The organism is Spirillospora sp. NPDC048819 (assembly GCF_040650055.1).
Classification (GTDB): Bacteria; Actinomycetota; Actinomycetes; order Streptosporangiales; family Streptosporangiaceae; genus Spirillospora.
In genome coordinates this window covers 484128-509616 of the sequence record NZ_JBEZGN010000001.1, presented here as the reverse complement: position 1 = coordinate 509616, position 25489 = coordinate 484128, and the positions used below count along the sequence as shown (strand labels likewise).

Annotated in this window: 24 protein-coding genes and 3 pseudogenes; 18 read left to right on the top strand and 9 right to left on the bottom strand. The window is 72.6% G+C overall.

The window, feature by feature from the left end; genetic code table 11:
* Positions 1-62: 62 nt before the first annotated feature.
* The 7 genes from AB0C35_RS02460 to AB0C35_RS02430 all read left to right on the top strand — a co-directional run bounded on the left by AB0C35_RS02460 (position 63) and on the right by AB0C35_RS02430 (position 6617).
* On the top strand, positions 63-1031 hold the full coding sequence (locus AB0C35_RS02460; protein WP_358449594.1) for an amidohydrolase family protein: 969 nt from the start codon (positions 63-65) through the stop codon (positions 1029-1031).
* Positions 1028-1771 carry an SDR family NAD(P)-dependent oxidoreductase gene (locus tag AB0C35_RS02455; protein WP_358449592.1) on the top strand — a complete coding sequence of 248 codons (744 nt, stop codon included), beginning with the start codon at positions 1028-1030 and terminating at the stop codon, positions 1769-1771. The genes AB0C35_RS02460 and AB0C35_RS02455 overlap by 4 nt, the downstream gene beginning before the upstream one ends.
* The gene (locus AB0C35_RS02450; protein ID WP_358449590.1) at positions 1768-2595 is read left to right on the top strand and encodes an enoyl-CoA hydratase-related protein; all 828 of its coding nucleotides are present in this window, start codon (positions 1768-1770) and stop codon (positions 2593-2595) included. Before AB0C35_RS02455 ends, AB0C35_RS02450 begins: the two co-directional genes overlap by 4 nt.
* Positions 2596-2605: 10 nt before the next feature.
* Complete coding sequence (locus AB0C35_RS02445; RefSeq protein ID WP_358449588.1) at positions 2606-3388, top strand: SDR family oxidoreductase; 783 nt, start codon at positions 2606-2608, stop codon at positions 3386-3388.
* A complete protein-coding gene (locus AB0C35_RS02440) occupies positions 3388-5055 on the top strand; it encodes a CocE/NonD family hydrolase (RefSeq protein WP_358449586.1) in 1668 nt (555 codons plus the stop codon). Before AB0C35_RS02445 ends, AB0C35_RS02440 begins: the two co-directional genes overlap by 1 nt.
* A 61-nt stretch (positions 5056-5116) precedes the next feature.
* On the top strand, positions 5117-5911 hold the full coding sequence (locus AB0C35_RS02435; RefSeq protein WP_358449584.1) for an enoyl-CoA hydratase/isomerase family protein: 795 nt from the start codon (positions 5117-5119) through the stop codon (positions 5909-5911).
* 214 nt (positions 5912-6125) lie between these two features.
* Positions 6126-6617: a hypothetical protein gene (locus AB0C35_RS02430; RefSeq protein WP_358449582.1), complete on the top strand. Its 492-nt coding sequence runs from the start codon at positions 6126-6128 to the stop codon at positions 6615-6617.
* Between the two features lie 138 nt (positions 6618-6755).
* Here AB0C35_RS02430 and AB0C35_RS02425 read toward each other — a convergent pair whose 3' ends face one another.
* From AB0C35_RS02425 to AB0C35_RS02385, 9 genes and pseudogenes are all read right to left on the bottom strand, one after another.
* Positions 6756-7886 carry an FAD-dependent monooxygenase gene (locus tag AB0C35_RS02425; protein WP_358449580.1) on the bottom strand — a complete coding sequence of 377 codons (1131 nt, stop codon included), beginning with the start codon at positions 7884-7886 and terminating at the stop codon, positions 6756-6758.
* Positions 7879-8511, bottom strand: coding sequence for an LmbU family transcriptional regulator (locus AB0C35_RS02420; RefSeq protein WP_358449578.1), 633 nt, complete (start codon positions 8509-8511; stop codon positions 7879-7881). Before AB0C35_RS02420 ends, AB0C35_RS02425 begins: the two co-directional genes overlap by 8 nt.
* Before the next feature lie 54 nt (positions 8512-8565).
* Positions 8566-8745, bottom strand: a pseudogene (locus AB0C35_RS02415) (monooxygenase); the annotation flags it as partial.
* Between the two features lie 170 nt (positions 8746-8915).
* Positions 8916-9563, bottom strand: a pseudogene (locus tag AB0C35_RS02410) (FAD-dependent monooxygenase); the annotation flags it as partial.
* Between the two features lie 57 nt (positions 9564-9620).
* A pseudogene (locus tag AB0C35_RS02405) lies at positions 9621-9729 on the bottom strand (FAD-dependent monooxygenase); the annotation flags it as partial.
* A gap of 384 nt (positions 9730-10113) precedes the next feature.
* Complete coding sequence (locus AB0C35_RS02400) at positions 10114-10677, bottom strand: TetR/AcrR family transcriptional regulator (protein WP_358449576.1); 564 nt, start codon at positions 10675-10677, stop codon at positions 10114-10116.
* Between the two features lie 114 nt (positions 10678-10791).
* Entirely contained in the window at positions 10792-11277 is a 486-nt protein-coding gene (locus tag AB0C35_RS02395) for a PH domain-containing protein (protein ID WP_358449574.1), read from the bottom strand.
* Positions 11278-11478: 201 nt separating this feature from the next.
* On the bottom strand, positions 11479-12693 hold the full coding sequence (locus AB0C35_RS02390; protein ID WP_358449572.1) for a prolyl oligopeptidase family serine peptidase: 1215 nt from the start codon (positions 12691-12693) through the stop codon (positions 11479-11481).
* A gap of 665 nt (positions 12694-13358) precedes the next feature.
* Complete coding sequence (locus AB0C35_RS02385) at positions 13359-13727, bottom strand: hypothetical protein (RefSeq protein ID WP_358449570.1); 369 nt, start codon at positions 13725-13727, stop codon at positions 13359-13361.
* Between the two features lie 304 nt (positions 13728-14031).
* On the opposite strand from AB0C35_RS02385, the gene AB0C35_RS02380 reads away from it, so the two are divergent.
* The 11 genes from AB0C35_RS02380 to AB0C35_RS02330 all read left to right on the top strand — a co-directional run bounded on the left by AB0C35_RS02380 (position 14032) and on the right by AB0C35_RS02330 (position 25488).
* Positions 14032-15039, top strand: a complete 1008-nt coding sequence (locus tag AB0C35_RS02380) for an oxidoreductase (protein WP_358449568.1) — start codon at positions 14032-14034, stop codon at positions 15037-15039.
* On the top strand, positions 15026-15901 hold the full coding sequence (locus AB0C35_RS02375) for a TIM barrel protein (RefSeq protein WP_358449566.1): 876 nt from the start codon (positions 15026-15028) through the stop codon (positions 15899-15901). The genes AB0C35_RS02380 and AB0C35_RS02375 overlap by 14 nt, the downstream gene beginning before the upstream one ends.
* Positions 15898-17364 carry a M20/M25/M40 family metallo-hydrolase gene (locus tag AB0C35_RS02370; RefSeq protein WP_358449564.1) on the top strand — a complete coding sequence of 489 codons (1467 nt, stop codon included), beginning with the start codon at positions 15898-15900 and terminating at the stop codon, positions 17362-17364. The genes AB0C35_RS02375 and AB0C35_RS02370 overlap by 4 nt, the downstream gene beginning before the upstream one ends.
* On the top strand, positions 17361-18518 hold the full coding sequence (locus AB0C35_RS02365; RefSeq protein WP_358449563.1) for an Ldh family oxidoreductase: 1158 nt from the start codon (positions 17361-17363) through the stop codon (positions 18516-18518). The genes AB0C35_RS02370 and AB0C35_RS02365 overlap by 4 nt, the downstream gene beginning before the upstream one ends.
* Complete coding sequence (locus tag AB0C35_RS02360) at positions 18515-19465, top strand: Gfo/Idh/MocA family oxidoreductase (protein ID WP_358449562.1); 951 nt, start codon at positions 18515-18517, stop codon at positions 19463-19465. The genes AB0C35_RS02365 and AB0C35_RS02360 overlap by 4 nt, the downstream gene beginning before the upstream one ends.
* Positions 19462-19878: a hypothetical protein gene (locus AB0C35_RS02355; RefSeq protein WP_358449561.1), complete on the top strand. Its 417-nt coding sequence runs from the start codon at positions 19462-19464 to the stop codon at positions 19876-19878. The genes AB0C35_RS02360 and AB0C35_RS02355 overlap by 4 nt, the downstream gene beginning before the upstream one ends.
* Positions 19879-20123: 245 nt before the next feature.
* Positions 20124-20651 (top strand): EF-hand domain-containing protein, encoded by a 528-nt coding sequence (locus AB0C35_RS02350; protein ID WP_358449560.1) that lies wholly within the window; start codon positions 20124-20126, stop codon positions 20649-20651.
* Positions 20652-20763: 112 nt separating this feature from the next.
* Positions 20764-21957, top strand: a complete 1194-nt coding sequence (locus tag AB0C35_RS02345; protein ID WP_358449559.1) for a DegT/DnrJ/EryC1/StrS family aminotransferase — start codon at positions 20764-20766, stop codon at positions 21955-21957.
* The gene (locus tag AB0C35_RS02340; RefSeq protein WP_358449558.1) at positions 21954-23108 is read left to right on the top strand and encodes a DegT/DnrJ/EryC1/StrS family aminotransferase; all 1155 of its coding nucleotides are present in this window, start codon (positions 21954-21956) and stop codon (positions 23106-23108) included. Before AB0C35_RS02345 ends, AB0C35_RS02340 begins: the two co-directional genes overlap by 4 nt.
* Positions 23105-24061, top strand: a complete 957-nt coding sequence (locus AB0C35_RS02335; RefSeq protein ID WP_358449557.1) for a UbiA family prenyltransferase — start codon at positions 23105-23107, stop codon at positions 24059-24061. The genes AB0C35_RS02340 and AB0C35_RS02335 overlap by 4 nt, the downstream gene beginning before the upstream one ends.
* Entirely contained in the window at positions 24058-25488 is a 1431-nt protein-coding gene (locus AB0C35_RS02330; RefSeq protein ID WP_358449555.1) for an NAD(P)/FAD-dependent oxidoreductase, read from the top strand. The genes AB0C35_RS02335 and AB0C35_RS02330 overlap by 4 nt, the downstream gene beginning before the upstream one ends.
* Position 25489 lies beyond the last annotated feature (1 nt).

Sequence of the window (25489 nt, the reverse complement as noted above, 5' to 3'; positions counted from 1 at the left end):
GTTCATTGACCTGTCATCGCCAAATCTGGTAAACAAACGTTTATACATAAGGGGAGGCCGTGATGAGTGAACCGGTGATCGACGTCTGCGAGGTCGCCTATGACACCGAGTGCTGGACGGCCTATCTGCGTTCGCTGGCCACCGCGGCGCCGCGCTATCTGGTCCTGTTCGCCGGGCGTTTCGCCGACCTCACCGGACGGGCGCCCGGCGAGGTCGCGGCGGAGGCGGCGCGCGACCCGGCCGGAACGGCGGAGCGGCTGGCCGCCGTCCTCGGACGCGGCTTCGACATCGATCGCCATGTCGCCGCGCTGGCCGACACCGGTGTGACCCATCAGGTCCTGCACGGAGGGCCGTGGCCCGTCGGGGACGGCACCGTCAACGACCGGGTCGCCGCGTACGCCGCCCGGCACCCGGACCGGCTCAGCGCCTGGGCCGGCGTCAGCCTCACCGATCCGCGGGCGGCGGTCGGCGAGGCGCGCCGCGCGCTCGACGAGCTCGGCGCGACCGGCCTGTCGGTGATCCCGTTCCTCGACGGCGTCGACCCGTCCGGGCCCGAGCACGCGGGGCTCTGGCGGCTCGCCGCAGGCCGAGGCGTCCCGGTGTGGCTGCACTGCGGGCAGCACTTCCGCCCGGACGTGCCGATCGACGTCTCCGCACCGCGTGTGCTGGACCGGATCGCCGGCGCCCACCCCGGGCTGGTCCTCGTGGCGGGGCACGGAGGGTGGCCCTGGGTCGCCGAGATGCTGGCGGTGGCGCAGCGGCACGCCAACGTCCACCTGGAGTTCTCCTCGCACCGCCCGTCCAGGATGGCGGCGCGCGGATCGGGTTGGGAGCCGCTGCTGACGCTCGGCGCGACGTCCGTCCGGGACCGGGTCCTCTTCGGCTCGACCAGCTGGACGCAGGCCCGCACGCCCGCCGCGCTCGCCGCCGAGGTCACCCGGCTCGGACTGCCGGACGACGCGGTCCGGGCCTGGCTGCACGGCAACGCCGAGCGGCTGCTCGGCCGGGCCCGGCCGGGGGTGGCGGCGTGAACGGCCGCAGGGTCCTGGTCACCGGCGCCGCCGGGGGCATCGGCACGCCGCTCGTCGCCGAGCTGCTCGGCCACGGCGCGCGGGTGCTGGCGACCGACGTCGACGAAGCCGGATGCCGCCGCCTGGAACGGCGGTTCGGCGACCAGGCGGACGGCGGCCGGCTTCACACGATGCCGCTCGACCTGACCGGGAGCGGCGCGCCGCGGCGGCTCGTCGCCCACGCGGTCGACCGGCTCGGCGGCCTCGACGGGCTGGTCAACAACGCCGGTGTGGAGCACCGCGCGGCGCTGGGCGAGCATCGCACCGCCGACTGGACGCGCGTGATGGACGTCAACCTGTCGGCGCCGTTCCGGCTGGCCCGCGCGGCGGCCCCGGCCCTCGCCGGCCGGCCGGGCGCCGCCATCGTCAACGTCTGCTCGATCGCGGTGACCGGGTTCGCCGGGCAGGCCGCCTACGACGCGAGCAAGGGCGGGCTGCTCAGCCTGACCCGGTCGCTCGCCGTCGAACTCGGGCCGCTCGGCGTCCGCGCGAACGCCGTCTGCCCCGGCTTCATCGACACCCCGATGCTCGACGAGAGCGGGCTTCGCGGGCTGGCGGAGAAGGTCGCCGCACGGCTGCCGATCGGCCGCTGCGGGTACCCGGAGGAAGTCGCCGCCGCGGTCGTGTGGCTGCTGGGAACGAGCGCCGGTTACGTCACCGGCCAAGCACTGTTCGTCGACGGAGGGATGGTCAGAGCATGACGCACCGACAGGGGAGCACCGCGTCCGGAGAGGACGGGACGCTGCTGGTCTCCCGGCCGGCGCCGGGTGTGCTGTGGCTGACCATGAACCGTCCGGACCGGCGCAACGCGATCGACCGCGCGCTCGGTGAGGAACTGCTGCGCGTCCTGGAGGGCGCCGAGACCGATCCGGAGGCCCGGGTCGTGGTGCTGACCGGAGCGGGCAGCGCCTTCTGCGGCGGGGACGACCTCGGCGCGGTGGACGAGCACCTCGCCGGTGACCGCGAGCACTCACCGGTCCTCGGGCACACGGCCGACCCGGTGTACCTGCGGATCGTCGAGGCGATCGTCACGGCGCCGCAGCCGGTCATCGCGGCGGTCAACGGCCCCGCCGCCGGGGCGGGCACCGAACTGGCCTGCGCCGCCGACCTGCGGATCGCGTCCGACACCGCCCGGATCGGGAGCTGCCTGGTGAACGTCGCGCAGACCGGCACCGCCGTCATGCTGGCCCGCATCGTCGGGACCGCGAAGGCGACCGAGATCTACCTGTCCGGAGGGCTGCTCGACGCCGCCGACGCCGGGCGCCTGGGCATCTACACCCGGGTCGTCCCGCCGGACGACCTGCGGGACGCGGCGCTCGCCGAGGCCCGGCGCCTCGCCGCCGGCCCGACCCGCGCGATCGGCCTCTACAAGCAACTGCGCGAGAGGGTGTACGGACAGCCGCTGGAGCAGGCGCTGCGGATCCAGAACACCTTCCATATCCGGAACAACCGGGAAGTCCATGATGCGGTCGAAGGAGCACGCGCCTTCATTGAGAAGCGCAGCCCCGAGTTCACCGGCCGTTGAGGAGGAACGCATGACCACGACAGAAGGCGGGACGGACGGCGACGTCTTCGGGCGCCTCGACGGCAGGGTCGTCCTGGTCACCGGTGCGGCGAGCGGCATCGGAGCGGCCTCGATGAGACTGTTCCGCGCCGTGGGCGCCGAGGTCGTCGGGGTGGACCTGACTCCCGGGGAGGGCATCGTCCAGGCGGACGTCTCCGACCCGGCCCAGGTCGCCGAGGTCGTCGACGCGGTGGCCGCCCGGCACGGCCGGCTCGACGTCGTCCACGGCAACGCGGGCGTCAACGTCCCCGGCCGCCCGCACAGCCTCACCGACGCCGACTACCGCAGGGTGATGGGCGTGTGCTGCGACGCCAACTTCTACCTGGTGCGCTCGGCGGTCGGGCACATGCGCGCGGACGGCGGGGTGTTCGTGTTCACGTCCTCGATGTGCGGGGTGGCGGCCACACCCCGCTCCCCGGTCTACAACATGGCCAAGCACGCCCTCATCGGCCTCGCGCAGTCGGTCGCCGTCGACTACGGCGCGCAGGGAATCCGCGCGGTGGCCCTGGTCACCGGGCCCACGCACACCGCGATGGTGGACGAGCTGTGGCCGCCCGGCCCGCTCCGCGACTCGCTCGCCGCGACCACCTCCGCCGGACGGCTGGCCACCCCCGAGGAGCAGGCCCGCGCCGCGGTGTTCGCCGCGCTGCCCGGCAGTTCCTTCCTCACGGGCTGCGCCCTCACCGTCGACGGCGGCGCGACCGCCGGATGGAACGAGATGGCCCGGACGATGCTCACCCTGAAGGCGGTGTGATGGCGGAACTGGGACGCATCGAAGGCGGCGTCGAAACCCCCATGCGGGACGGCGTGGTGCTGCGCGGCGACCTGTGGCGGCCCCCGTCCCCGTCCCCGGCCGTGGTGTTCAGGACGCCGTACGGGCGGCGGCAGATCAGCTCCGACACGCTGCACCCCCAGCACTGCCTCGCCGGCGGGTTCGCCGCACTGGTGCAGGACACGCGGGGCCGCTTCGACTCCGGCGGCGAGTGGCGGGCCGTGATGTGGGAGCAGGAGGCCGAGGACGCCCACGACACCGTGGAGTGGGCGGCCGCGCAGCCCTGGTGCGACGGCAACGTGTTCCTCGCGGGCACGTCCTACCTCGGGATCGTCGCGTGGCTCGGCGCGGCGGAGCGTCCGCCGCACCTGCGGGGCATCGCTCCCGCGATGACGACCGGCGCGGCGGCGGACGTCCGCGACACCGGCGGCGCCCTACGGCTCGACCACCTGGTCGGGTGGCTGGCCTACATGGCCGCCGACTGGCTGGGCCGGCAGGGCGCGGACGCCGACCCCGCGCTCGTCGCGAAGGTCGCCGCGCTGATCCACGACCCGGAACGGGCGATGCGGCGGCTCCCGCTCGCCGGCATGCCGGAACTGGACCTGCCCGGGTTCCCCATCAGAGTCGGCGACCTGCTGGACGGGCGGGTCAAGGCCCTGCCCGACTGGGACCACGCGGCGGTGGACGTCCCGGTCCTGTCGGTGACCGGCTGGTACGACGTCTACGCCACCGCGACCGTCCGCGGCCATCTGGAGATGCGGCGGCTGCGTCCGGACCTGCGGCACGAGCTGATCGTCGGGCCCTGGGCGCACACCGGCGCGCTGACCCACCTGCAGGGCGAGGTGAACTTCGGCGTCGCGGCCTCGGCGGCCGCCGCCCGGCTCCCCGCCCGGCACCTGGACTTCTTCCGCCGCTGCCTGGACGGACCGGACGACTCCGCACCCGTCCGGTACTTCCTGATGGGCGCGGACGAGTGGCGCACCGCCGAGCGGTGGCCCGCCGGCAACGCCGGGCACGTCCTGTACCTGACCGGCCCCGCCGTCCCGGGCGGGACACCGGGCCGGCTGACCGCCGCGCCCGGCACGGCGAGCCCCGCTGCCCCCGACGGCTACGTCCACGACCCGGCCGACCCGGTGCCGAGCCGCGGCGGGCGCGTCCTGCACCTCGGCCGCCTCGTCCCCGGGCCGCTGGACCTCTCCCGGACCGCCGCGAGACGCGACGTCCTCCACTACCTGGGCGACGCCCTCACCGAGGACACCGACGTCATCGGCCGGGTGCGGCTGCGGCTCACCTTCGCCACCGACGCCGCGGACGCCGACGTGATGGCGCGGCTGGTGGACCGGCTGCCGGACGGCCGGCTGCTGCCGGTCTGCGAGGGAGTGGTCCGGCTGAGCCACCGCGACGGCCCGGACACCCCCGTGCCACGAGGAGAACCGGTCACGCTGGAGATCGACCTCGGACACACGGCCCAGCGGTTCAGAGCGGGCCACCGCATCGGCCTGATGCTGTCCAGCAGCAATTTCCCGCACTTCGACCGCAACCAGGGTGAGGGGAAGCCGCCCGCCACGGCCGGACCCGGCGCACCGTCCACCCAGAGTGTCCACTACGGAGCGTCGGTCCTCCTGCTCGGCGACGAGGCGGAGCCGTGACGCCGCGGCACCGGACCGGCGACCCTGACAGAGCACGGACCCGACTCACCGAAGGACTGACATGACGATGTGGAGCCGGGAGGACGCCGACGGCGTCGCCGTCCTCACCTACCGCAACCCGCCGCGCAACTTCCTCACGTTCGCCGCGCTCGAAGAACTCGACGCGGAACTCGCCCGCTTGGAGACCGACCCGGACATCAGGGTCGTGACGCTCACCAGCGGCGTCCCCGGCTACTTCGCCGCACACGCGGACCTGGACGAGCTCGCCGAGCTCTCCCGGGGACCGGTGCCGCGGGCCAGGATCTGGTACACGGCGATGCGGCGCGCCGAGCGGATCCCCCAGCCGGTGATCGCCGCGATCGACGGCCAGGCGTGGGGCGGCGGCTTCGAACTGTCCCTGGCGTGCACGCTCCGCTGGGCCTCGGCCGACGCCCACTTCAGCCTCCTGGAGACCGCACTCGGCATCATTCCCGGGGCAGGCGGCACCCAGCGCCTGGCCCGGCTCATCGGCCCGGGGCGCGCCGCCGACATCGTCCTGTCCGGCGACGTCCTGACCGCCGAGCAGGCCGGGACGTCCGGAATCGTCGAGCGGGTGCTCCCCGCCGCGGGCTTCCAGGCGGAGGTGCTCCGGCTGGCCCGCAACATGGCGTCCCGCCCCGGCGCCGCCCTGGCCGCGGCGAAACGCGCACTGGTCGAGGGCTCCCGGTTGCCGCTCACCGACGGCCTCCGCCTAGAGGCGGGGCTCTTCGCGGAGCGACTGGCCAGCCCGGAATCCCGGGCTCTCCAGCAGGAGGCACGGCGCCGCTACGCCGAGGCGGCCGACGACGACCGCGTCACCTTCGGGGACCGCCGATGAAGACCGCCGTCATCACCGGCGCCGGCCGCTGCATCGGGCCGGGCGGCGGCGCCACACCGCCGGGGCCGCGCCGGCCTGCCCGAAGACCTCGCCGGCGTCATCTCGTGTGCGGCGACCAGGCCGCCCGGATCACCGGCCGCTCACTCGTCACCGACGAAGGCAACTCCGGAGCCCCATCGGCGTCCGGCACTTTCGACGCCGTAAGAATGGGGCCATGAATCACCCCTGGGAGCCACCTTCGCAGCAACCTCCGCCGGGCGGGTACGGGCAGCCGGGCCACCACCAGTGGGCGGGCCACACCGCTGCGGGTCAGGGCCAGCTGGTGGTCGACATCAAGGCCCATCCGCTGGCGTTCATCTACCGCTTCTTCACACCTGTGATCACGCTGAACGGGCAGCGCTTCCCCGGCAGGTGGGGCCCCAACGCGCTGGCGCTTCCCCCGGGCCACCATCAGCTGGGGATTCACATCCCCTACCTGCTGCCGCCCGAGATCGGGCGCGCCGGCGCGACCGTACCGGTGGAGCCGGGCCGGCAGGTGCATCTCGAATACCGTGCACCCCTCGTCGCCTTCATGCAGGGCGCGCTCGGCGCCGCGCCGCAGAAGTGGCCCGGCGCCGTGGTGTCGTACGTGGTCATCGGCCTGGCGGTTCTGCTCATACCGCTGGCGACGGCCCTGATCATCCTGGCCGCGGTGAGCGCAGGGTGACCAGCCGGCGAGCAGTCGGGCCGAGGGCGGGGTATCCGCGCCGGACGCCGGCAGAGCCGCGCGGCGGGTGCGCCGGGGCGGGTGATCAGCCGGGTGGTGGTGGCGCCTCACGTCCCGGCCGGCCCGCCTTCATGGGGGTCAGCGCAGGGCGGGCGGCGTCCAGTCCACCCATCGCATGATCTGGCGGCGCCACAGTGCGGGCGGCAGCAGGCAGGCTGCGGTGGTCATCGCCCGGAAGTGCCGGTGGCTCAGCTCGGCCTGACGTTGCGCCGCGAGGGCCATGGCCTGCGTGCGCGGAAGCCGCTCCCGTTCGTACCGTTCCAGCGCCGCGGCGATATCGCGTTCGGCCGCCAACGCCGAAGCGAGCACGACGGCGTCCTCGATCGCCTGGCAGGCGCCCTGCCCAAGGTCGGGGGACTGGGCGTGGGCGGCGTCCCCGAGCAGCACCACCCGACCGCGGACATAGGTCTCCAGCGGATCCAGCGTGGTGATGTCGTGGTGCAGGACCGCGCCGGGAGCGGTGGCTGCCAGAACGCGGGGGATCGGGTCGTGCCAGTGGCCGACGCGGCGCCGTACCTCGGCCAACGCGTCGTCGTGCCGGACGCCCGGCTGTTCGGCGTCGGCGGTGAGAAACCAGTACACCCGGCCGTCGGGCAGCGGCAGCAGCCCGAACTGCTGCTCACGCTCCATGGTGATGGCCTCCTCCGCCGGGTCGAGGACGCCGTCGGTGACCGCGCGCCAGGCGGAGCGGCCGTCAAAGCGCGGCGTCGTCTTCCCGGGCCACAGTTGCCGCCGGACGGCGGAGTGCACACCATCGGCGGCCACGACCAGCTCGGCTTCCGTTCGCCGGACGCCGTCGCGGGTTCGGTACGTCACCGTGACGCCGTCCGCGGTCTCCTGGACGCCGGTCACTGTGGCGTCGGTTCGCACTCGGCCGGCCGGCAGCGCATCGAGCAGCGTCCGGTGCAGGTCGGCACGGTGGACCATCAGCACGGCGATGTCGTCCGGATGCCGGTGCCGCAGCCACCGCCCGGACGGGCGGCGCAGCCCGCCGCGTGAGACCGCGGAGACTCCGGCCGCGCGGACCGCGTCACCCACGCCGAGTTCATCCAGCGCGCGTAGCGCGTTCGGCCACAGCGACAGCCCCGCGCCGACCCCGCCGAGTGCGGTGGCCTGCTCCAGAACGCGCACGCGGCCGCCGATCCGGGCGAGCCCCACGGCAGCCGCCAGGCCCCCGATGCCGCCGCCGACCACCAAAACGTCAGGCATTCGTTTCTCCGCTCGTCCCAAGCCGGGTTCGGAGGGTGTGGAGAGCGGCTTGGTCGAGGATCTGTGAGGCCCAGTAGGCCAGGTCGGTCCCGGTGTGTTCGGCGGCTTGCTCCCAGCGCTTCTGCCGGTGCGGGTCGACTTCCATTTTCAGGACGACGGTGGAGTCGTTCGCTGGGGCCGGCCGGGAACGTTCGGCGCGAAGCGCGTTCTTCAGCCGGCTGACCGACCATCCCTCACGTTCGGCGTGCTCCAGCCATGTCTCCTGTTCCTCATCGCTCATCGCGGCGACCACGGCGTGGTGCTGCATGCTCAGCGCGTCCCGCCGGCGGGACGCCGGGAACCGCCGGGCGATCCAGGCGTAGTTCCGCAGCGTCTGGTAGGAGAGCCCGGTCTGGTCGATGGCGCGCTGATAGCGGTCCGGGTAGCACTGCCGGCCGTAGAGCAGCCAGTCCCCCAGCCACCACGCGGACGCGTCCGCGATCACGGCGATCTGCCGTCCGATGTCCACCCACGATCCGAGCGGCAACGCCGCCGGAAGCGCCAGGCCGGTACGCCGGGTCAGCGCCCGCTTGTCCAGTGAGAGCCGCTTGTTCGGACTCGCGGTGACCATCGTCTCCTCGCTCATCATTTCCTCCCTGCGCCGTCCGTGCGGAATTCCCGGCGCATGCGCGGGCCGGGTCTAGGCCCGGTTTCCGGTCCAGGTGGTCAGGGCAGCGTGCAGGGCGTCGGCGTCGGGTTTCCTGTTGGCCCATGCGATGTATCCGTCGGGACGTACCAGGACGGTGGTGCGCTGGTCGATGGCGGCCTGCCGATCCTCGCTCCAGCGCGCGCGGGTGACGCGTGCCCGCCCATGGAGGCGGCCTTGTCGGTGGCGGGACGCAGGCTGGTCAGCACGGCGCCCAGCACTGAGCGGGCGAGCCTGGCCGGTCCGGCGCGCAGGATGCCCACTCGCACCAGCATGCCGCTCATTCGCAGCACGATCTTGCCGACCGCGTGGCGCTCCGCCTGGTAGGTGTCCAGCAGACGGTCATCGCCCCCGTCACGCAGCACCGCCACCAGCTTCCAACTCAGATTCGCGGCATCCTGCAGCCCGGTGTTCATCCCCATCGCGCCGGCCGGAGAATGCACGTGCGCGGCGTCGCCGGCCAAGAACACCCGCCCCACACGGTAAGAGGGAGACTGGCGCTCATCGCTGTGGAAACGCGACATCCACCGGCACTCCGACAGGCCGTAATCGGTACCGAAGTTGCTCTGCAGCAGTTCCCTGACCTCCGCCAGTTCCAGCGGGGCGTCATCGGGAAGCTGATGACGGCGGCTCCATCCGGTGATCCGGTGCCGGCCCTGGCCCATCTCGGTGAGCAGGCAGAACCCGTCCGACACCGCGTTCACCGTGAACGCCCGCTCCGGCCTGTCCCCGAGCCGCACGTCCGCCAAGATCAGCGAGCTCAGCAGCGTCGAACCGGGAAACGGCAGATCGAGAGCCTGTCGCACGGCGCTGTGCACCCCGTCGGTGCCGACCAGGAACGACCCGCGGAACCGGGACGGCGTCCCCGGATCGGCGTCCTCCCCCGGGACCACATGAGCGCACACACCCGACTCGTCCTGCTCCACCGCCACGACCCGGGTGTCGTGCACGAACACCACTCCGACCTCCCGGGCCCGCCGCTCCACGAGCATGCACCACCAGCGCCCGCGAAAGATTGCTGATCTCCGCCCGGCGCCGCTCGATCAACCGCACCGACCAACCCGCCGACGCCAGATCACCCGCCAGCAGCAAACCCGTCGGCCCCGCACCTACGACGACCACATCACTACTGGCACCGACACCAGAGGGAACAGGCATGATCCACCTTTCGGAAGTGACCGAGCATATTCTGATACCGACAGTCTCTGATACTCGAAGTATCACTTCGATTTACGGCGGACGCAACCCCGTTCCGCGGCAAGGTTCCGGGTGGCCGAGCCTGACTGGAGGGGCGCCCGAACTTCCCGTGCGATCGAGCGACGCGCTACGGGCAAGGACCTCGAGTGCTTCGATATTGGAAGCAGTATGGCGCTTCGAAAAACAGAGCACAACCCTCATGGGCCGGCGATGCGTGGTGCACTCACCGTGCCGCGCCCACCGCACCGGTTCGCGCGACATAGGCGGGACCGCCGCCCGCCGGGGCCGTTCGCTCTCGTGCCGGGATCACCGGTCACAGGTCGGTGTTGCCCGGTGGCCGAGTGTTCAGCGCGTGAAGCCGTGCAGGAGTGCCTGGAGGAGTTGTGCCGGTTCGGGCTGTGGGATGTCGATGAGGCCGCGGTAGACCGTCACGCCGACGAGCATGTCGGAGAGCAGCGTCAGATCGGTGTCGGGGGACAGTTCGCCTCGGGCGATGGCGCGGTCGTAGATTGCGCCGCCGCGTGCTATCCGGTCGCGCATCGCGGTGCGGATGATCTCGGCGACGGCGAGGTCCCGGCCGGCCTCACCGAAGATCTGCCGGGTTTGTTCGGCGAGTTCGGGTGAATTCCAGACGGCGAGTGTCTCGGTGACGATGACGAGGAGGTCGCCTTCCAGCGAGCCGGTGTCGGGCGCGGTCCGGACCTGGACGTCCATGGCGCGGGCGAGTGCGTCGAGGAGTATGTCGCGTTTGGTGGCGTAGCGGCGGAAGACACTGGCCCTGCCCACGCCGGCGGCCGATGCCACTTCGTCCATGGTGAACGAGGGCCCCTTGGTCGCCAGCAACGTCACGGCGGCCTGTTTGATGCGGGCGTCGACCTCGGGGTCGGGCTTGCGTCCGCGAGGCTTCATTTATGGTGCTCCAGATATCAGGAACTATCAGTCTCAGAACCAGTGTGGGCATCAGAGTACTCGTCCCGATGACCGGATGATGGCCGGGAAGCCCAAGGCGGCGGAACTGACCGGTCAGTCGGCGAGCCCGATACGGCGTTGCCATTCCTCCCACAGATTGGCGTGCAGCTTGTAGAGGCCGAGGGGGAGTTGCCCTGAGGGTTCGTGGAAGCGGTCCCCATCGTCGGCCCTGATCGCCCATGGGGGGACGGGGAAGAAGGCTACCGTGCCCTCATGTTCGGACGAACACACCTGGAGAAACCAGACCTGGAAGTTGACGTAAGCGCTGATTTCAGTGATTTCGTCCCAGTGGAAGTGGCGCCGCCGGTAAGGCGAGACAACGGTGACGCCCGATTCATCGATGATCGTTCGTACGCGAAGAACGGGAATGGCCAGCACCCCGAGAAGAATCAACACCGCCCCCACCGCTACGGCCTCTTCTCGCACTGCACCGACCAAGACGCCGTGCACCGTATTGACACCCATGGATATGCATACTGCACTGATAATCGCATACGAGCCTATATAGCGGTAACAGCGCAGCGTTCTGGGCTTCGACATGGGCGGCATTGTATATGGAGTTCCTCCGGTGTCCAGATCGAGAACCTGCTGCCGCGTCGACCCGGCCCTCGCCTTGGTGTCCGGGCGGCGGCGATGCGCTATTCGCCGCCATCATTTATCAGAAGACTGCACCATCCCCGGTGGGGAATGCCCGGCTCGAGAACTCGTGACCGGTGGTGGTCGAGTAGAGGCCAGAAAAGATCATCCTGAGTTCTCGCCGAGCTGCTGGGCGATCCAGTCGTAGATCAGTGCCGAAGTGTGGGGGAGATTGCCGATGCCGCAGTGGGCGTCGGCTCCGTCGGCGGTGGCGAGAGTGGCGAAGTGCTTGGGGGCGCGCAGCGCGTCGTGGAACTGGCGTGCCTGTTCTGTCGCCACTCCGATCTCGCCTTCGGCGGCGATGCTCAGAGTCGGGCAGGTGATCTCCTGCTCCAGGCCCTCCAGCGTGAAGTGCCTCGCCTGGGCTGCGAACGCCTCAAGCGTGGCCGCGCCATTACTCCAAAGGAGGTAGTTCTCGACGAAGGCGGGCCCACCCCAGCGGGTTTCCTTGACCTCCTTCATCAGACTGCTGTCGTTCCGCTCGCCCGAGCCGAGGACGATACCGAGAAGGTCACGCTGTGGGGCGTTGGCCACCAGCGCCTTGATGCGTTCGTCGTGCGCGGCTGCGCGTGGGGCCAGGTAGCCGCCGAAGCTCATCCCGTACAGGGCGATCCGGTCTTCGTCCACGTCAGGCCGGTCAGCGACGCAGTCCACGACCGCGCCGAGCGGCACTTCGGCGTCCGGCCGGAAGGCCAGTTCCGGGTGGTACAACTGCAGGCCGCGCTGGCCGGGGCCGTGGAAGGCGACGACGTTCAGGCCGCGTGCGAGCGCGTCGGGGACGCCGCCCAGCAGGTACATCTCCTCGCCGTAACCGTCGACGCCGCCGCAGGCGACCACCGTCGGCCGTGGCCGTCCGTCGTCGGCGACCGTGAAGACATAGCCGGGCAGCGTCACGCCGTTCGCATAGGGGATAGAGATCTTCTCGGCAGGGTGGGGCATGAGCGGAACGGCGGCATCGAACTGGGCGACGCTCTCTTCATAGAGTTTCCGGCGTTCTTCCAGCCGACCGGCGGGGATGAAGAACTCAGCGGCCCGAAGGTAGTTGTAGCCGCGCAGGTACGCGCTCAGCGCGGTGGCGCGCCGACCGGCCGCAAAGGCCTCCGCCGCGTGTGCGGCGACCCGCCGTCCCTGCTCGGCCCAGGCCTGGATGTAGGTGTCCCGGTCGCCGCCGCGCCGTCGCACCCGGTCGGCGACCGCGAGGACCTCTCCAGGGGCGGCCCCGCCATAGGGTGTGCCGGCCAGCGCACGCAGGTACTGCAAATCCAAGGCTGCGTCATCACTGAATCCGGGCCTGGTGAACGAGGAAACCGGGTCGGCCATTGTTCTTCCACTTTCTGTTGAGACAGGCGCCCACCGCGCTCAGTGTGGTCGGGCTTGTGATCCGCCGAGGTCGAGGCTGAGGGTCACGAACCGAGCACCTCGGTGTTCTGGCATGCGGTCAGGAGCCATCGCCCGTCGTGCTTGGCCATGACGTAAAGCGGACTGCCCTCATTCTGCTGGGTGTGCTGGACCGTGGCGACCACGTGCTTTGATCGCCTCGATTTCAGCCCCACGTGTCTGCTCGTCGATGTTCGTTGGTTCCATACGGGACACGATGTCACCCTGAGTCCGCCTGAAGTCAAATTGACACGGCGCAGCAGATGGTCGGCGATGCCGACCGATTGGCGGGTGCTGACGGATTGCGTGAAGAAAAGGCGAGGTCCGTGGTCCCGGAAGGTTTTGGAAGGGCTACCTGCGTAGGTGGGTCGGCCGCCTGCCGGAGTGTCCCGTCGGCGGGACAGCATGACCTGTCGCCGCCCACTCGACCGGATCGGGACGGTCCGGCGATGCCGACGCACGTCGGCGCGGCGGTTTCGAGCCCGGACGCGGTGGCCCCGGAAAGGCACCACGTCCGAGCACACCAGGGAAGGTCGCGGCTAGATCACGTCGTCCTTCGTCACGAAGTCCATGGCCATGGCATGGTCCGGCGCGGGAGCGGCGGGTGGTCAGCCGACCCTGAAGCTGCCGGTCGGCGCGACGTGCGCGCCGTATCCGGGAGAGATGAAATTGAACGGCGGCGGGACGGGGAACACGCAGAACGGGTCCGTGAAGAAGAACAGCCGCCCGTTGCTGTAGTTGGCGGCCACGTGCGCGCCCGGAGGCAGGGATTGGCAGCTTGCCGAGGCCGGATATTCCTTGAGCCTGGTTCCGGCCCAGGAGACCTGGACGCCCTCGGTCAAGAAGACAATGATCTTGCCCTCCGGTGCGGCGGCCCGTTCCCGGGCGTTCGCCGGTGCGGCGGCGGAGCTGAGCAGGGCCGCTGAGAGGGCTGTGGTGGCGATGACGGCGGTGGTGGCGCGTGCGGGATGGGACATGCCGCTCCTTGTGCGGTTGCGGTCGCGGTGGGAACGCGCTGTTGATGCCCCCGCCCCGCCTTCCCATAACGTTGAGCAAGCGTGTTGTAACTATTCGTAGTTACTTTCAGCTCGACGTCGGTCTCTGACGTGCGCTTTCGTGTTGCCAAGATGATCGCTGCGACAGAGTGTCATTGACCGGTGACGTTCGGTCAATTAGCTTGGCTCGCTGTCGGAACTCCGGCTCCCGTGCCGTCCGGCGGGATTTCTCCGTGTGCACCGGAAAGGGCCTTGACCTGCAATGTTGCATACTCTCATCGTCGGAATGGGCAGGTCGGGGCAGGGATTGCACCTGCCGGCGCTGGGCAGGGTGCGGGCCGCGGCCCCCGGCCTGCTGGCCCGGACGCCCGTCGTCGCCGTCGATCCGTTCCGCCCGCCGGAGGGGATCGCGGGGGTGGTGGAGGCCGGGTCGCTGGAGGAGGCGGCGCGGCTGCGCCCGCCGGCGCGGACCGTCGTGCACCTGTGCACGCCCCCCGGCGCCCGTGCGAGCGTCCTGGACCGCCTCGCCCGGCTCGGCTACCGCAAGATCATTGTGGAGAAGCCCTTGGCCGTCGACCTGGCGGGGCTGGCGGCCGTGGCCCGGATCCGGCGTCACTGGGACCTGGACGTCACCGTCGTCACGCACTGGCTCGACAGCGGCCTCACCCGGCGGCTGCGCGCGGCGGTGCGCGGCGGGCACCACGGGGAGCTGCGCCGCATCGAGGTGATCCAGAACAAGCCCCGGTTCACGCGCAGCGCCGCCGCCCACGACCATCCGACCGCCTTCGACGTCGAGTTGCCGCACGCGCTCGCCGTGGTGCTCAGCCTCGCGGGAGGCGCGCGGATCGCCGGAGCGTCGTGGGACGACATGGTCTTCGAGCCGTTACGGGTCCCGCGCCTCGGCCGTGCCCGGCTGCGGCTGGACCACTTCACGGGCGCCCGCACCGAGATCGACTCGGATCTGACCTCACCGGTGCGCGAGCGGCGCATCACGCTGGAATTCGACCGGGCCGTCCTTGTCGGGCACTACCCCTGCAGCGAGGCCGACCACACCGCGCAGCTGCGCGTCGTCCGTCCCGGCGGCGAGGCGGCCCGGAGCGTGTTCACCGACGACGCCTTCGCGGCGTTCCTGCGCGGCGCCTACGCCCGGTACGCGGGGCCGGTGTCCCGCATGCACAGGACGTTGCCGGTGCAGGTCGACACCGTCCGGCTGCTCGCCGAGGCCAAACGCCTCTGCGCCCAGCAAGGGCCCGGGGCCCTCCGGCGAGAGGAGGTCCGCGATGCCGTCCGCTGAGGCGGTGCCGGAAGGGGTCCGCCTCGCCGGGATCGGCGACGAGGCGGCACCGGATCTCGCGGGCCAGATCGCCGCGGTCGCGGAGCTGGGCTGGAACCGGCTCGAACTGCGGACCGTCGGCGGCACGCCCATCGCGGCCCTGGACGAGGACGCGTTTCGGCGCACGGTCGCACGCCTGGAGTCCGCCGGCACGTCCGTGGCCGGGGTCGCCTCCAAGATCGGCGACTGGTCCCGCCCGGTCACCGGCGACTTCGCCGCGGACGTGCGCGAGCTGGAGGTCCTCGCCCGCCGCTGCGCCGTGCTGGGCACCCCGCTGGTGCGGGTCATGTCGTATCCGCGCGGTGGCCTGGACGCGTCCGAGTGGGGCCGCCGCGCCCGCGAGCGGCTGCGCGAGCTGGCGCGCCGGGCCGAGGACCACGGGCTGGTGCTGGCGCACGAGAACTGCGCCGGCTGGGCGGGCGACCGCGCCGACCGGATGCTGGACCTGGTCACGGGCATCGGCAGTCCGGCGCTGCGGCTGCTGTTCGATATCGGCAACGGCGTGGCGCACGGGTATCCGCCGCTGCCGATGCTCCGCGAGATCGTGTCCCACGTGGTGCACGTCCACGTGAAGGACGCGCGTGCCGGCGCCGGGGGCGAGGTCGCCTTCGTCCCGCCCGGCGAAGGCGAGGCCCGGGTCGCCGAGTGCCTGGAGGTGCTGTTCCGGAACGGGTACGGCGGCGTGCTGTCCATCGAACCCCACGTGAAGCTGCGGCCCCACCGCGGATCCGGCACCGGCGACCGGGACGCGTTCGTCGCGTGCGGGCGGGCCCTGGAACGCCTCGTCGCGCGGACGGCGCCCACGACCGGCCGAGGACGATGACCGGGGGCCGCGTTCCCGCACCGCTGACTCCCGGCGACCGCGATCTGCTGCTCCGGCTCCTCGACCTGCCGACCGCGGGCCCGCTGGAGACCGGCCCGGACGCGCCGCCGTCCCGCCTGGCCGAGGCCCAGGACGCCTACGGGCGCCACGCCGCCGCGATGGGCCTGCGCGTAGTGCGGCACGCTCCGGCGGAACCGGCCGATCTGGCCTCCGGGCCCGTCCCCGCGCCGGTTCGCGAAGCCCTGGCGTGTCCGCGATTCCTCGCCGACCAGCCGAGCCTCGTGCTGCGGCTCGGGCCGGACGACCTGCCCGCCGCCCGCACGGTGATGTTCAACGTGCATCTGGACACCGTCGCCGGGATGCAACCGGTGCGCTTCGACGGCGAACGGTTCCACGGGCGCGGGGCGATCGACGCCAAGGGGCCCGCCGTGGCGCTGCTCGCGGGCATCCGCGCGGCATGCTCGCACCGTCCCGCCCTGGGACGCGACATCGGCGTGCTGGTGCAGGCCGTCGCCGGGGAGGAGGGCGGCGCCATGGGCGTCTTCGGCACGCGCCCCTTGGTGCGGCGCGGCTTCACCGGCCGCCTAAACGTCTTCTGCGAACCGACCGGGGGGCGTTTCCTGCCGCGCAGCACGGCGGCGATGACCGCGCGCATCGTCGTCGACGGCTCGGACGCCGTCGACGACCGTCCGGGCGGTGGACACAACGCCAGTGTCCTGCTGGGTTTCCTCGCCCAGCACCTGGGCCGCGCCCTCGGCCCGGCGGCGTCCGAGGCGGCGGTCTGCGTTGCGGGCCTGCACACGGGCACGCGGCACAACAAGGTGTACGGGGGCGGCTCCCTCCTGCTGAACATCGGCTATGGCTCGGCGGCGACCGCCCACCGCCTGGAGCGGCGGCTGCGAGACGCGCTGGACGAGGGCCTCAAGGAATTCGCCTCGGTCTTCGCCGGTACGGCGCTGTTCGGCCGTACCGCCGCCGACGCCCGCGCCATCACCCGCCTGGAGTGGCGCAAGCGCGGGCTGCCCGTGCTGGACGACCGCGACGCCTGGGGCCACGCGCTGCTGGGCGACCGCGCGGGAATCCCGCCGTGGCCCGGCTCCGAGCCCGCCTTCACCTGCGACGCCATCTGGATGTCGCAGGTGCCCGGCGCCTGCACCGTCGTGCTCGGGCCCGGGGACCTCGCCGCCAACAACGCCCACGCCGCCGGAGAGTTCGCCGACGCCGCCGAACTGGCGGACTTCGCCACCGCCGTCTCCCGCCTCCTCATCGCCTTCACCGACGACCTCGGCGCCATCAATGACCTCGGCGCGACCGGCTCCGGCGCGACCGGCCTCGGCGCGACCGATGCCCGCGCGGCCGGCCCCGGCGCCTCCGACGGCCCCGCCGACCCGCCCGCCAGTACCGGCGGCTCCGGCAGCACTGATGACCCCGGCAGTATCGACGAAAGGAACGGATTGCCGTGACCGTGACCCCGTCGTCCAGAACACCGGTTCAGGATCCGGCCCCACCGCTCCCGTCCGCCGCCTCCCCGGTCCGGGTGGCCTACACCGATCTGCTCCGCTTCGCCTCGGCCGTGTTCGGCTCGCTCGGTATGCCGCCCGATCGGGCGCGGGCGGCGGCGCGGGCGCTGTGCTACGGCGACCTCACCGGTATGACCTCGCACGGGCTGACCAATCTCACCCGCCTCTACCTGCCGCTGTTCGAGGACGGACGCGTCGACCCGAAGGCGGAACCGCGCCGGGTCGCCGACCGGGGGGCGGCGGTGCTCCTGGACGCCGGCGGCGCCCTCGGGCTGTGGACGGGAGAGGCCGCCATGGACCTCGCCTGCGAACGCGCCGCGTCCTTCGGCATCGGGATGGTGGGCGTAGGCGGCGCGACCCACTTCGGCTGCGCCGGGCACCACGCTCTGCGCGCCGTGGAGCACGCCATGATCGGGCTGGTCACCGCGAACTGCGGCGGGCAGCGCATCGCCCGCCCGCCCGGCGGCGCGGTGGCGATGCTGGGCACCAACCCGCTGAGCGTCGCCGCGCCGGCGGGGCAGTACCCGCCGTTCGTCCTGGACATGAGCACGACCGCCGCGCCCACCGGGCGCGTCCGGCAGGCGGCCCGCGAGGGGCGGGCCCTCCCCGAGGGGGTGCTCTGCGGCGACGACGGCGCGGCGGTCACCGATCCGGCCGCGTTCGACGAGGGGCGGGCGCACCTGATGTGGCTGGGCGGCGGGGCCGGGCAGCACAAGGGGTTCGGGCTCGGCATCGCGGTGGAGGTCCTGTCGGCGGTGGTGTCCGGCGCGGGCCTGGGCGCGCATCCTGACGCGTTGCGCGGCGACGGCGGGCCCGGCGGCCGTGACGACGACATCGGCTTCTGCACCGTCGCGATCGCGCCCGGCGCGCTGCGCGCCGGCGCGGACGCCGACGCGAACGTGCTGTTCGGCGCCCTGCTCGGCTGCCCGCCGGCCGACCCGGCCGAACCGGTCCGCTACCCGGGCTGGCATGAGCATCAGCGCGCCCGGGAGCGACGGCGTCACGGCGTCCCCCTCAGCGCGGAGCTGTACCGGGAACTGCGCGACGTCGCCGCGAGCCATGGCGTCCCCGCCCCCGCCCTGGTGGGACGCTCGTGACGGCGCCGCTGCGGGTCGGTGTCGTGGGCCTCGGGGTGATCTCCCGCTTCTATCTCGCGGCGCTGCGCGACTCGCGCACGATGCGGCTGGTCGCCGTCTGCGACAGCGATCCGGAAAGGCTGGCCGCCCACCCGGTGCCCGGCCATACCGACCATCGCCGGATGCTCCGCGAGACGTGGCTGGACGCGGTGGTGGTCACGGTGCCGAACGACGTGCACGCGCGAGTCTGCGCGGACGCGCTGGAACGGGGCGTGGCCGTCTGCGTGGAGAAGCCGCTCGCCCTCGATACGGCGCAGGGGATCGCGCTCCGGAAGCTGGCCGAGCAGAGGGACGTCCCGCTGTTCACGGCCTTCCACCGCCGCTACAACGAAGCGGTCGCGCGGCTGCGGGCCGATTGCGCCGGATCGCCCGTCAGCGAGGTCACCGTCCGCTACCTGGAACGCATCGAGGAACACGCGGGCGCCGACGGGTGGTATCTCGACATGCGGCGCTGCGGCGGCGGCTGTGTCGCCGACAACGGGCCCAACGCCTTCGATCTCGTCCGGCTGCTGCTGGGGGCGGCCGAGGTGACGTCCGCGCGGATCACGCGGGACGCCGGGGGCGTCGACCGGCAGGCCGACGTCCGGCTGCGCGCGGAGGGCGGACGCGCGCGGATCCTGCTCGACTGGTCCTACCCCGGTGAGCGCAAGGACATCGAGGTGCGGCTGGCCGACGGGCGGACGGCGCGTGCAGACATGCTCGCGGGCCACGCCGGCTTCAAAGGCTCCCTCTGGCACGAGTACGTGCAGGTGCTGCATGCCTTCGAGCGGTACGTCCGGGGGATCCGGGAGTGCGACGGCGGTCTGGCGGCCTTGCGTTTCGTGCGGGACGCCTACCGCCTGGAGGAGCCCGGACGGGGCCCGGCCCGGCCCGTCACGGCGGAGCATCGGGGAAGGGGCGCGGAATGAATCCGGCTGAGGACGGGCCCAAGCGCGCGGTCCCCGCGACGGTCGTGAAGGTCCTCGCCCATCGCCGGACGGACCGGGGGATGCGGCTGGAACCGTTCGCCAGCCGGTGCGTCCGCGCGGGCGAGGTGCACGAGCTGGTGGCGACGGACCACGCCGAGACCGCTCCCGGCGCGCGGATCGACCGGGTCGCGTTCCTCGGCTTCGCGGAGATCGGGGCGGCGGGCGTGCTCGACCGCGGCGACGAACTGTGGATCGCCGGGCGGCGCGTCGGCGTCCTGCTCGGCTTCGACGGCTGCCATCTGCCCAACCACTACAACGTGCTCGTCCGGGCCGAGCCGGCGCGCACCGGAACCGAGCTCGGCCTGGTGCCGGGGGAGCGTCTGGTGTTCCGCCAGGGGCCCGCTCCGCGATGAATTCCGGCTGAAATACCGGCCGCTGACTGAATTGCGAGAAAAGGCGATGACGGCTGCCCGAATACCGGCCTATTTCAGTGATACGGCCTTCGTTCGCGAGATATCCAAACCTTACTCTCATCGCATGTTCGATGCGGGTATAGGGCGGCAGAATAGATAGTGCCGGCGCCCGGTTCGGCTCTCCCGAATCGGCGCCGATCCGACCGGTCGTCCATTCAGTTCCAACGGCACAGGAGGAAATGCAAATGGTCATGGCCACCACCCAGTCCACGCGCCTGGAGGAGCGGTTCCGGCTGTGGGACCGCAACGGCAACGGCGCCATCGAGCGGGACGACTTCGAGCGCGAGGCGGACGAGATCATCGCCCGCCTCGGCGCGCAGGGCACCCCGAAGGCGGACCAGCTCAAGCAGGCCTACCTCGGCATGTTCGACAAGCTGTCCGCGGCCGCCGGCGCCGACCGGCTGACCCGCAACCAGTTCCTGGCGGCCGCCGAGCAGGAGATCATCGGTAAGGGCGACGCCGGGTTCGCCTCGGTCGTGCAGCCGACGATCGAGGCGATCGTCAACGTCCTGGACCGCAGCGGCGACGGCGAGATCTCCCCGTCGGAGATGCACGGCTGGTTCGCCGCGATCGGCCTGGAGGGCGAGGTCGCCGACCGCGCCTTCCGCGACCTCGACACCGACGGCAGCGGCAAGCTCTCGGTCGCCGAACTGGTCGACGCGGTCCGCGACTACCACCTCGGCCGCAACGACATCCCGCTGCTCGGTCGCTGACCGGGCCCTCCGGTAAGGAACGCCGTCCGGGGAAGTTCCGGGGCCACTGCTCCAGGTCTCCGCCCCGGTCTTCTCCGGACGGTCCCCGCCGCCCTCGACCGCAAAGGGAATCGTGCAGAAAACGCCGCCCGCGGCAGCGCCGTCCGCCGCGCCCGCCATTCCGTTCTTCAGTCAGGCACAGAGTTTCGAAGATAATTGGAATGAGATCAGCAGGCATGTCACCGACGTTCTGGACAACGGGAAGTTCTCGCACGGCGCGAAGGTCGGGGAACTGGAGGAGCGGCTCGCGGCCTGGACCGGCGCCCGCCATGTGGTGGCGGTCAACTCCGGAACCGACGCGCTGATCCTGCTGCTGCGCGCCGCCGGGCTGCGGCCGGGCGACGAGGTGATCGTCCCCGCCTACTCGTTCATCGCGACGGCCAGCGCCGTGGTGCTCGCCGGGGGCGTCCCGGTCTTCGCCGACATCGAGGAGGACGGCCACGGCGTCGATCCGGCGTCGGTGGACGCCGCGGTCACCCCGCGCACCAAGATGGTCATGCCGGTCCATCTGTTCGACCGCATGGCCGACATGCGCGGCCTCCGGGACGTGGCGCGGCGGCACGGCCTGACGATCGTGGAGGACAGCGCCGAGGCCATCGGCATGCGCATGGACGGCGTCCACGCCGGGCTGCTCGGCGCGGGCGGGGTGCTGTCGTTCTTCCCCGCCAAGACGCTCGGCGGCATCGGGGACGGCGGGGCGGTGCTGACCGGCGACGCGTCCATCGCCGCGAAGGCCCGGATGCTCCGCCACCACGGCCGCGGCGGCCGCACGCTCGGCGACTTCCCCGGCATCTCCAACGCCACGGTGCTGCCGGGACGCAACAGCAAGATGGACGACGTCCAGGCGGCCGTCCTGCTGGCCAAGCTCACGGCCCTCGACGCCGGCATCGCCCGGCGCGCGGAACTGGCCGGCCGCTACGACGCCCGGCTGCGCGGCCTTCCCGGCGTCCGGAGCGTCCCGGGGGCGCGTCCGCCGCTCGCCGGGAGCAACCGCGTCGTCTACGTCTACCTTCTCCAGGTCGAGGACCGGGACGCCCTGGCCGTGCACCTGTCCGCCCGCGGTATCGGCACGGAGATCTACTATCCGGTCCCGCTGCATCTGCAGCCGTGCTTCGCCCACCTCGGCCACCGGCCCGGCGACTTCCCGCGAGCGGAGGCCGCCTGCGCCGCCGCCATCGCGCTCCCGCTCTACCCCGACCTGCCCGCGGCGCACGCCGATCGCGTCTGCGACGAGATCGAGGGCTTCTACGCCGGGAGGGCGCGATGAACGCCCCGTCCGTCGCGACGACCATCCCGTTCTTCTCGCCTGAGCTGTTCGAGCACGACCGGGAGGCGCTGCTGGAGACCGTGCGCGCCATCGGCACCGGGCCCGAGCAGAAGTTCATCCTCGGTGAGCGGACCGCGCGCCTGGAGCGTGAGCTGGCTGAACGCGTCGGCGCGCGCGCCGCCGTCGCCTGTTCGAGCGGGACGTCCGCCCTGACCTTGATCCTGGCGGCCATGGGCGTCGGGCCGGGCGACGAGGTCATCGTGCCCGCGTTCGGCTGCCCGCCCCCGGCCGCGACCGTCATCGACGCCGGCGCCCGCCCGGTGTTCGCCGACATCGACCCGGTGCGGCTGACCGTCGATCCGGCCGCCGCCGAGTCGCTGATCACCCCGCGCACCAAGGCGCTGCTGGCCGCCCACATGTTCTCGGTGATGGCGGACATGCCCGCCTTCCGCGCGCTGGCCGACCGGCACGGCCTCCGCCTGATCGAGGACTCCGCGCTCGCCCAGGGCGGGACGCTGCGGGGCCGGCCCGCGGGCCGCTGGGGAGACGCGGGGCTGTACTCGTTCGTCCAGGTCAAGACCTTCGGCATGCCCGGAGAGGGCGGCATGGTCGTCACCGACGACACCGACCTCGCCGGGGACGTGCGGATGCTCCGCAACCACGGGCAGGACGGCGTCCACCGGTTCGTCCACCACCGGATCGGCCACAACAGCCGCTTCGACGAGGTGATGGCCGCCTTCCAGCTGCACCGGCTGCCCGGCCTGGACGACCGGCTCGCGCGCCGCGCGGAGATCTCCGCCTACTACTCCCGGCGTCTCGCGCCGCTGGCGGGCCGGGGCCTCGTGGCGCCCCCGGAGGGCGGGGACGGCCGGTTCCCCTACGTGTACACCGTCCTCACCGAGCGGCGGGACGCGTTGCGCGCCCATCTGGCCGAACACGGCATCGCCGCCCACGTGTACTACCCGCGTCCGCTGCCCGCCCAGCCGGGGTTCGCCCCTTACGCGCGGCCCGGCGGGTCCTGGCCGAACGCGGAGGACGCTGCCCGGCGCAACATCTCGCTGCCGCTCTACCCGAACCTGACCGACGCGCAGGCCGAGCACATCGCCGACACCGTCTGCGCGTTCCCCGACACCCACCGGGACCGAACATGAGCCACCAGACCGCCGTCCGGGAGCCCGGTGTGTCCGGGCCCGGCACCCTCGCCGCCTACGCACGCCTGGCCAAGCTGGACATCTACGACTACTACCTCGGGCTCGTGGTCGTCTGGGCGCTGCTGGCGCCCGCCGCGCGCTGGGAGCCGCGGACGTTCGGCGTCCTCGCGCTGACCCTGATCGCCCAGGTCGTCGTCGTGGCCGCCATGGTCGGCTTCGACGACGTCACCGGCTACCGCGACGGCAGCGACGCGGCCAACTACGGCTCGGACGCGGCCCGGCGCAGGCTGGCGCGCAAACCACTCGTCGCCGGGACGCTCACCGAGGCGCAGGCGCTGCGCTTCTCCTGGACGGCCGCCGCGGCCGGGTCGGCGCTGTGGGCGGCCGTGGTCGCGGCGGCCCCGCACCGCCCGGTGTGGGCGGTCGTGCTGGCGGCGGCCTGCGTGGCCGCGTCCGTCCAGTACTCGTGGGGGCTGAAGATCAGCTACCGCGGGTTCCAGGAGCTCTTCCTCATCGGCCTCGGCATCGGCTGGACGCTGGCGCCGTACGCGCTGCTGACGGGCGGGACGACCGGGTTCGTCGTCGTGCAGGCGGTGCTGTTCGGATCGGGACCGATGCTGTTCGGGCTGTACTCCAACACCAACGACGCCGACGGCGACCGGGCGGCCGGGCGCATCACCGTCGCCACCGTGGTCTCCGCCCCGGCGCACCGGCTGTTCGTCGCCGCCATGACGGGCGCCCAGGTCGTGCTCATCGCCGCGGCGGCGGCCACGGGGATCGCGCCGTGGTGGTTCGCCGCGGTCATGCTCCCGCTCGTCGCCATGCGGCTCGCCCACCTGCTGATCGGCTTCCGCGGCGACATCCTGCGCGCCCGCCGGATCGCCATCCGCGCCCACCGCGTGACGGTGGTCCTGCTGGTCGCGTCCGCCCTCATGGCGGGGGCGACGGCGTGACGCGCCCGATCCCCGGCGGCGCTGCCCCTCTGCTGGACGTCGCCGTAGTGGGGGCCGGCCCCGCCGGGCTGGCCACCGCGTACACGCTGGCCGGGCAGGGGCGCACGGTGCGGGTGCTCGAAGCCGCCGGGGCCGTCGGCGGGCGGATGCGGACCGTCCGCGAGCACGGCTGCCTGATCGACACGGGCGCGGAGATGTTCCCCGGCCGCGCCGGCTACCCGGCGACGTGGAGGCTCATCGCCGACCTCGGGCTGGACCGCGACCCGGCCGCCGTGCCGAACGTCCGCGACGCCCTGGCCGTGTGGCGCGGCGGACGGCCCCGCCCGAACGCCGGCCGCCCGCTGGGGCTGCTGACCGGCGCCGGCCTGAGCCCGCGCGCACGGTTCGACCTGGTGCGGTTGCAGGCGCGGCTGGCACGGCTGGCGCGGCGCGGCGAACTCGACCCCGGCCGTCCCGAACGGGCCCGCATCGCCGAGGACACCGTGGCCGACCTGGCCCGGCCCTACCACCCGGACCTTTACGACTACCTCGTCCACCCGCTGGCCGCCGGATTCTTCGGCTGGGACCCCGAACGCTCGGCCGCCGCCCCGTTCGCGGCGCACCTGGCCGCGTGCGGCGGCTCCCACACCTGGCACACCTACCGCGACGGCATGGACACCCTGGCCCGCGCCCTCGCCGACCGCCTGGACGTCACCACCGACCACCCCGTCACCCGCGTGACCGGCGACGGCGACATCGTCCGGGTGGAGTCCCCGCGCGGCACCGTCACCGCGCGGGCGGTGGTGCTCGCCGTCCCGGCCCCGGTCGCGGCCCGCCTGTACGACGATCCGCGCGCCGCCGCGCGGGAGTTCCTCGCCGAATGCGGGTACACGCCCATGCTGCGCGTCAGCCTCGTCATGGACGCGCCACCGGAGCCGGCGCGGCCGAGCTTCGCCACCCTCATCCCCGCCACCGCGGACACGCTGCTCAACGTCATCACCTTCGACCACCGCAAACATCCCGGGCGGGCGCCGCGCGGGCACGGGCTGATCTCGCTCATCCCCTCGCCGAGCGGCTGCCGCGAACTCTTCGGCGAGCCCGACCGGACGGTCGCGGAGCGGCTGATCGCCCGTGCCGGGCACTTCGTCCCCGGCCTGCGCGCCGACCCGTCCCATGTCCGGGTGCACCGGTTCCGGCACGGGCTGCCCGAGGCGACGCCGCGCGCCCTGCGGCTGCGCGGCGCCTTCGCCGTCCGGCCCGCCGCAGCGGTCGAGTACGCGGGCGACTGGGTACCGCTGCGCCCGTGCAGCGAGGGCGCGGTCGCCTCCGCCTCCCTGGCCGCCGAACGCGTGCGGGCCTACCTGTCGTCGCCCGCGCGGCGTCCCGCCGGCGCCGTTCCGGCCGCGCCCCGCGCGGCGGCCGATGTCCATTCCCGCGAGCAGAGGTGAG